This window comes from Psychrobacter sp. FME13, from assembly GCF_014861395.1.
In the GTDB taxonomy this organism is placed as follows: Bacteria; Pseudomonadota; Gammaproteobacteria; order Pseudomonadales; family Moraxellaceae; genus Psychrobacter.
The window spans coordinates 1-7,262 of sequence record NZ_RRYV01000155.1 but is presented as its reverse complement, the minus strand read 5'-3'; the positions used below and the strand labels follow the sequence as shown (position 1 = coordinate 7,262).

The window sequence follows — 7,262 nt, the reverse complement described above, 5'->3', positions numbered from 1 at the left end:
TATGTATTGGTATAGTCATAAGCGGATTATACTATATATTTTGGGTTTGGTATTAGAAGCAGTTGTAATATAGCCGCGATTGAATTAATGGAAGTAGGCGTCAAAGCTGTCATGACTAATGCTTTAGAAGTTCAAATGGTATTACTCGAAACGGTTAAACGTTTTGAGAAAATCAAAGTATATGATAATTCAGATCCAGTAGCGTTCCAGACAATGCTTGCTTTAGGTAAGTCGCTAAAAAATATTTTAGATCAGCCTCTTTTAAATAATGAAGGTGAAGCAGTACAAAATATTCGCTACAAGTGTGAAGGCTATCTTGAAATCTAATAAGGAATATAAACATTATGAAAGATGTGATTACAGCAAGCTCTAAGAAAGCTATTAAGACGGTAAGTTCCAAAAACCCAGCTTCTAGCGCTTATCAAGGGTTTGAGATGCTAGTTAAAGCTTACGCAGATTATAAAACTATCTGTCAGACTGAGTATACAAAACGTGAAGCGATAGCTGCATGGGAAAATGTACATCTTACTAAGTCCAATAACCAAAGAGAGTTTCTAGAGTCTTATCTAAAAGAACGCTTCGCAGAACGTCGTCATGTGATAGATGAGATGTTCGTAAGGCTTGATCAGGGGATTGAAAATGATAATCCTGAGTTGATCACGATGGCTATGAGCGCAATAGAAAACACGGTTAAATCTTCACCACTTCAAGAAGCCGGTCAGGTATTAATGGCGATGAATGACCCAAACATCGACAAAATTGAGTTTTAAAAGTAATAAATACTTGAGTCGATTTAGTGCTATAAGTCTATATTACTAAAATAAAAACTAATTTACTTAACTCTAGCGAGCAGGGCGGTTTATTTCTTGCCTAACAATGAGCGCAGCTGTTTAATCGTGGCATGAATGCTTTGATCGAGTACAGGTTTTGCAAATAAAGGCTCATAGCTCTTTGGTAGGGCAGGATTATCAGACAATTGTGGATGTAAGGCACTTTTGCATTTTTGTGCAGTATGGGGCGTGTTTTGGCCTAGCACGTTCAGCAACATACCTTCTAGGCATAACGGCTTTGAATATAAGATTGTAATGCCAGAATCTTTAGCGGCTTTAATATCTTGTTGATTAACAGGGACGTCGCTATCCATCAAAATAAACTTTTTATCATAACCAACATGGCGGCTCTTTTTGACTGTATCTTTAATGATATCGTGCGGTGAGCCACCACTAGAAAAGTCTAAAGTAATTTTACTGCCAGAGCGCCTTTCATGATAGATACCTTTCATATGACTCAAGAATGCTTTGTCATGCTCACCTTCACCCATAACAAGCAAGGTAGTTTTGTTGACTGACCGAGGTTTACGCTTTGCCATAACCCAACCCCCTTATAGATTTGGTATCGCGTCAAACGCGCCAGCCATATATTTCGCATAAAGGTTATCGTCATTACGAACCCCTTCCATCTCATCTAACCGCCAAGCTTCTGAAGCCTGCTCGTATTTTTCGACCAAATAAATTTGATGCTTATTTAACAAATTAAACACCTCGGGCGTATGGCAACTAAAAATAAGCTGAGCATTATGAGGGTTATGATGCGATGAGCGAAACAAATCAAAAATGGCGGGTAATAGTAGGGGGTGTAAGTCGTTATCAAGCTCATCGATAATAGCTACGCCACCATTTTTAAGCACAGGTAGTATTAGGCCAAGCAAGCTATAAGCAGATTGTGTGCCATTAGATTCTTCATAAATCATAAGCTCAAATGAGTCATCACCGACTTTATGAACACCAAAGGGCAGCAGTACTTCTTGCTGCTTTCCTTCATTGACCATCATAACGCTTTTTATATTAATTTCATCGATGCCCGTATCAAACTGACAAAGTAGCTTTTCAGCGGTTTGTTTTAAACCATCATCCTTAGCAAACAATTCAGTCATCTCAGGTATAGACTGGCTAAGACTGCCAAGCCTACCCATTGAGACGACATTGGTTTTATAGCCTTCCAACATCTCAATGATTGCTTCTGCCAGTGGTTCATCAAGCAAATTGGCATAACTGATCAAAGAGGCGTTTTTTTTCACGTCATCTGCAAGTGATGGGATGACAAAGCTGCGATGCTTATAAACCATCTCATCACCATCATAGTGACGGCTAAAAACGTAGCTAAATAAGCGACTGGTCTTTTTATATAGCGCTTCATTGATCACGCGGCTTTGGCTAAGCGTTAGCTCATAGCGATACTCTTCATAAACACCATCAGTATTTTTGAGTAAAAAACCCATCTCAAATTCAGATGTATTGTTTTGGTTCAGCGCAAAAGGGCTATACGGGATATTGTCTTCTGAATCAAGGCTACTAGTAGAGCCACAAATAAACCAGCGCAAAAACGATACTGCTTTGAGCAGTTGCGTCTTACCGGAGCCATTCGCACCTAAGATCGCTGTGACTTTATTGAGCCGATACTGATCATGCTCAGTATCAATATAAAAGTCATAGTTAGACTCAGTTGGCTGCTTACCTAGCGTAAACGATACTTCCGTTGCTTCTGGGTAAGAATAAAAATTATCGAAACGAATATAGGTAATCATAGTCAGCCGTTTTTAACGATATTTTGTGGTTTATAGACTACGATAGCATAAATAACGATCATGCAGTATAGTTTAGCTTGTCAAAACAGTCATATTTTCAGTGTTCTCGCAATATTTGATTCGAAGCTCCTTGAAACTGACCTGACCGTTTTGAACAGCTTGCTTGATAATTTTCTGACGCGCATTAAGTCTAGCATTACCTGTTTTTACCTCAGCAATAATTATTTGTACTTCTTCTATATCAGCCAATCCTTCTGAACAGGCATGAAGGTTTTGAAAAATCATATAATCAATCGGCTCTCCTAAGAAGCGGCAATCAGATGGATTGTAAGGAAAGTCAGCGATGAAGGGCGTGAACTGTTCACCGATTTGACCTTTTAGAACGTTACGCTGCATGTTATTAGAGCGCTTTTTAGCGTCTTTTACTTTTTGTTCAAGCTCAACCTCAAAATCAGCTTGTTGCTGGGTTATCGCGGTTTGAATATTGGCGATATCACGCTCGCTTTGTAAAATAGTTTTGTTTTGCGCTAATATTTTTTGGACGGCAAGTACCAGCAAAACCAAAGCAACAAGTATAGTGAGTAGTAAAATAGTATTGTTCATAATCGGTTCCTAAGTAAAATATAATAAACGTGGCTAGGCTTTTGGCTATTGCTTTGGCGTCATATCCATTTCTTGCAAACGAGCAAAGACAGTATCTGAAAACGGCTTAAAGTAATTCCATGATTTGTATTTTTGGTTATATTTGCCGCCGCCTTCGTTACGCCACTGCTTTAATATTTCGATGACATCGTGGTTATAGGTCACGCATTTCACCGATACCATGCCTGAATTAAATACTCTCACATCTACCCAGCTGTGCTTGATTGTGAAGCGATAAGTGCTATAGCCCTTATCAAAGCTTTCATTATCATCCTCTTCAGTGATTGTTTGGCAGTTATAGGTAGGTTCAACTGATAGAGTAGGTGCTGTTAAAGTACTTGCTTCAGGGAATACCCATTGTTTATTACTCACACAGTCTAAAATGTAGTCTTTCGCTTCAGTACTTGGCAGCTCCATATCTTGTTTAATAATCTCACGCAAGTCGATCTCTATTGTCTTGATACCAAGCTGCTTAATAAATGCAGATTTATCCGCATCGATAAATGATGTTACTGCCACCTCGATAAACATTATTTCGTCATCGATAGTCGCTACTAGATCAGGTCGTATAGAGCCAATAGCTTGTTCTGTGACCAAATGATCAAACTGCCATGTTTTTTCTTCATTGTGTTCATCATCAGGTAGTGCTGGTAGTGTTAAATATTTCTCTACCATAATGACTTGCTTAGCAAACTTGTGTAGGATACTTTCAGGGTGAATCGTACAGCTTTCTTTATTACTTAGATGCGAGAAATGGTGCTCATTCTTCTCACCTTTACGAGCCACCACAGGCTCCGCGCACTCAAAGCAAAAACACATACAAGCTAGCCCTCGCTCGACTTGCTTAACATTGACGATTTGCTTTTGCTCATTAACAGCGATTGACATTGACATAGTTACCATCCTCTTGTTAGTTGGTTAGGAGTGAGGTAACTATGCGATGAAATTTAGCTTTAAAACAGGCTGCTATAGGGATGTTAATAGGGGTTTAATCGGTATATTTATATGAAAAACAAGCATTTAGTAGTATTCAATGAATTGCATGACCAGCTATTAAATTATCCTCGTGATACGCTTTGGGATAAGTATTTAAACATTATCGTCAGTGAACAGCTAAGAAAAATTGAGTATTCGGATGAAGCGTTTGAGCCCGAAAAGCTATCAAGACAGCAAATTTATGCCAAAGCAAAAAATATCCATGAAACAAGCGTAGACAGTCAGACTGCTAAAAATGCAGTTAAAACGACAAGGTTAAAGGCGACTTTAAAAGCATTTATTGATGATCAGCCGGACTGTAAAAAGGCATTTATCAATCTAGGGTATGAGCCAATAATTGTCACATCGGCCTCAGGGGGCGGATCGAAAAACAAGACGTTACTATGGATGGATATTCGAGCCCTAGAAAATGAAGCAATAGAGAATATAAATGAGGCGGCTTTAGTTAATGTTGATACTGACAATGATATCGAAAGCGTTGATGATATAAGCAGTATCACTTACGAGCGCAAAGCTGCATCCGATGTTAAACCATCATCATTTACCAATCTGTTTTTTAAACAAGGCGAGCTTAAAATGTTGAGCGTGAGAGGAGTATCTCTCATGCTACTACTGCTGGCAGTATTTGTATTCGATGTTTTAATAGCGATATACGCCTTTTTGGTGCTCTTACTGCTGGATGACTTGCCTACAGTTAGCTTGTGGCAGGCTATTTTATTTAGTGCAATGATACCCTTTGCTTATATCAGCTGGCGCTATTTTTTTATGCCCTTATATTTGCTGCCTTATTATCGTGTGATCAAAGCACCTATGTTTTTTGCCAACGTGAATGTTGATAATGCTGACATCGAGATGTACAGGGACAAAGACAAGCTAAACGTCGCTAGAGTGACAGAATTTACTGCTACTTGTCCCATCTGTTCGGGAACAATCATATTGGCGCAAGGTAAACCTGATCAAAAGCAGCCGCTAGTAGGACGCTGTAAAGAAGCGCCTCATGCTCATGTGTATAGCTTTGATCGGATGACGATGAAGGGGTACTTTTTGGGTGTACCAGATTATTCTGTAAATGACGCACTTAGACTTTAGACTAAAACAGTTTATTCAATATTAGATGTGTTAGGGTCGAATAGCGACCTAACTACCAATCTCAAAATCATCCACCATGCATAAACCGATACTTGAGAGCCAGAGCTTTGATCATCCAATAAACCGTGAGCAACATCATTGCGTAAGTTAGCGCCAATAGATTCGGTGAAGACAGCTTTTAATTCGAACAGTAGGTCTTCACCTAATATCTCCTCAGCTTGCTCATGCTTGAGCAATGTTGATAAACCATTTTCATTTTCAATACCACCTTTACCAATAGTGGTAGTATGAACGCCATTATTTTTTAAACAAATTCTCACTATATGTTCGACTTGAGGAGCAAGTAAATGAATGCTGTTTCTAAAGTCGTGCTCAAAACCGCTCCATAAAGCGCTAGCCAAAAGATACTCTCGACCTTCAGGAACTATAGGTGAAAGTTCACATAGCTGTATTAAGTACTCCTTTGTTACTCTAAAATCCATAAGAATTTGATTTAACGCTGGGACAATGCTTCCTTGCACCATAAACTGCATGTTTAATTGAAAGTCTTGAATCATTTTATTAAATATTGCTGGTTCGCTTTCTTCTTCTGTTTTGTAATCAAGACCTAATGCTGGAGTTTTAGCAGTAACTCGTCCATCTCCAGAATAATGAATGCTACTAAACAAGCTACTCAGGAAATACTGTTGATGACTTTCTAAGGCTTGAGATCGCAGGTCTTTATAGATAGGGGCGGGGAAGCCAGTAAAACACAGTAGAGCATGATTTAGATCTTGCTTGTTTGATACATGCTCTATAGACGCCTTAACGGTATCAGTTATATCAACACTAGGTAGCTGAAAAACAGGCATTTCATCTAATATGTTGTGACCTGTTTCAATAATCTTATCTCTGACGTAATCCATCTTTTCATTAACATCGTACAAACTTCTCTTTACTTTTGGAACTTTTCGATAAGCCTGCAAAGCATTTTCATAGCTATGATTAGCAGCCATTTGACCTTGAATATTATTCGTTACTTGAGAGTCGCCTTCAAGTACGAAGCATTCAGCTGATAAAAGCAAACAGTTTAGCCACTTATCATCTTCTTGTTGAGCTTTAAAAAACTTTTCAGCTACATCAAGATGTTCACGAGCTTGCCAGTAGTTGTTTGAATTTAAGAGATTTATGCCATGACCATATAGCTCTTCTGCAACTCTTGTCAACTCATCTCTAAGCAGATGATGACGTCCAATCATTTCACCAAGCCAGAGATTCATAAAAGGGCTATTTGAATAATGTTTTTCAAAAGCAATTTTTAGTATTGACTCGATACTTTGCATTTTTTGACGATCTTTTGTCTGTCTAGCTAACTGAATACACCGCTCCCAGCACTGTTTTATATCAGGATGCCATGTCTCAGGGTCGATCGGAAGTTGCATATAGCTTTCTATAGCAGCTTGTGCGTAATCGACTTTTCTTGGACTTGCGCGTAACCAGAGTATGTCAGCAAAGCGAGCTCTGATCATTGAGTCTGTTATATCAGTATAAACTTCTGCTATGAAATCTAGCTGTTCGCTTGTTAAATCATCTGGGATTGCTGATCGCTGAATAGTATTTCCATCAGAGTAAGTTGTACCAGCTTTAAAAGGGTCGTTAGGACTACTTGGATTGATTGCCATTGAGCAGATATCTGAGGCAAGCTGTAACGCATGAGCTAAAGCTTCATTACCTTGTTCTCGTTCCAAGTTCGCTTGCTTGTAGTAAGCTACAGATATAGAGGAGTATCCAAACTCAAATGGATCATTAATGTTCAGATTGCTATGATTGATAAACTCAGTAGCGGAGCATAAAGTAAAATCTGACATTAATACTTTCCTTGTTTTTTATAAATAATTTGTACTCAAATAAATTTTAGGTGGTGTTCTAAAAAGTATGCTGGCATCAGACATAGCCATAATTGACATAGAAG

Annotated in this window: 8 protein-coding genes; 3 read left to right on the top strand and 5 right to left on the bottom strand. The window is 38.6% G+C overall.

Features of this window, described 5'->3' with window-relative positions:
- Positions 1-111 precede the first annotated feature (111 nt).
- Both EI164_RS13445 and EI164_RS13440 read left to right on the top strand, forming a co-directional pair.
- Entirely contained in the window at positions 112-327 is a 216-nt protein-coding gene (locus EI164_RS13445; RefSeq protein ID WP_192520445.1) for a hypothetical protein, read from the top strand.
- 17 nt (positions 328-344) lie between these two features.
- The gene (locus EI164_RS13440; RefSeq protein ID WP_075101647.1) at positions 345-770 is read left to right on the top strand and encodes a hypothetical protein; all 426 of its coding nucleotides are present in this window, start codon (positions 345-347) and stop codon (positions 768-770) included.
- 89 nt (positions 771-859) lie between these two features.
- Here the strand turns inward: EI164_RS13440 and EI164_RS13435 are convergent, their stop codons facing one another.
- The 4 genes from EI164_RS13435 to EI164_RS13420 all read right to left on the bottom strand — a co-directional run bounded on the left by EI164_RS13435 (position 860) and on the right by EI164_RS13420 (position 4,120).
- Positions 860-1,369 carry a hypothetical protein gene (locus tag EI164_RS13435; protein ID WP_192520444.1) on the bottom strand — a complete coding sequence of 170 codons (510 nt, stop codon included), beginning with the start codon at positions 1,367-1,369 and terminating at the stop codon, positions 860-862.
- Positions 1,370-1,381: 12 nt separating this feature from the next.
- Complete coding sequence (locus EI164_RS13430) at positions 1,382-2,584, bottom strand: AAA family ATPase (protein WP_192520443.1); 1,203 nt, start codon at positions 2,582-2,584, stop codon at positions 1,382-1,384.
- Between the two features lie 72 nt (positions 2,585-2,656).
- Entirely contained in the window at positions 2,657-3,187 is a 531-nt protein-coding gene (locus EI164_RS13425) for a Holliday junction resolvase-like protein (protein WP_225739299.1), read from the bottom strand.
- Between the two features lie 45 nt (positions 3,188-3,232).
- The gene (locus EI164_RS13420) at positions 3,233-4,120 is read right to left on the bottom strand and encodes a competence protein CoiA family protein (protein WP_170108268.1); all 888 of its coding nucleotides are present in this window, start codon (positions 4,118-4,120) and stop codon (positions 3,233-3,235) included.
- Between the two features lie 111 nt (positions 4,121-4,231).
- Here EI164_RS13420 and EI164_RS13415 point away from each other — a divergent pair, with 111 nt between their 5' ends.
- Positions 4,232-5,311 (top strand): hypothetical protein, encoded by a 1,080-nt coding sequence (locus tag EI164_RS13415; RefSeq protein ID WP_109590305.1) that lies wholly within the window; start codon positions 4,232-4,234, stop codon positions 5,309-5,311.
- Between the two features lie 11 nt (positions 5,312-5,322).
- Here the strand turns inward: EI164_RS13415 and EI164_RS13410 are convergent, their stop codons facing one another.
- Positions 5,323-7,158, bottom strand: coding sequence for a DUF4209 domain-containing protein (locus tag EI164_RS13410; protein ID WP_192520442.1), 1,836 nt, complete (start codon positions 7,156-7,158; stop codon positions 5,323-5,325).
- Between the last annotated feature and the right edge of the window lie 104 nt (positions 7,159-7,262).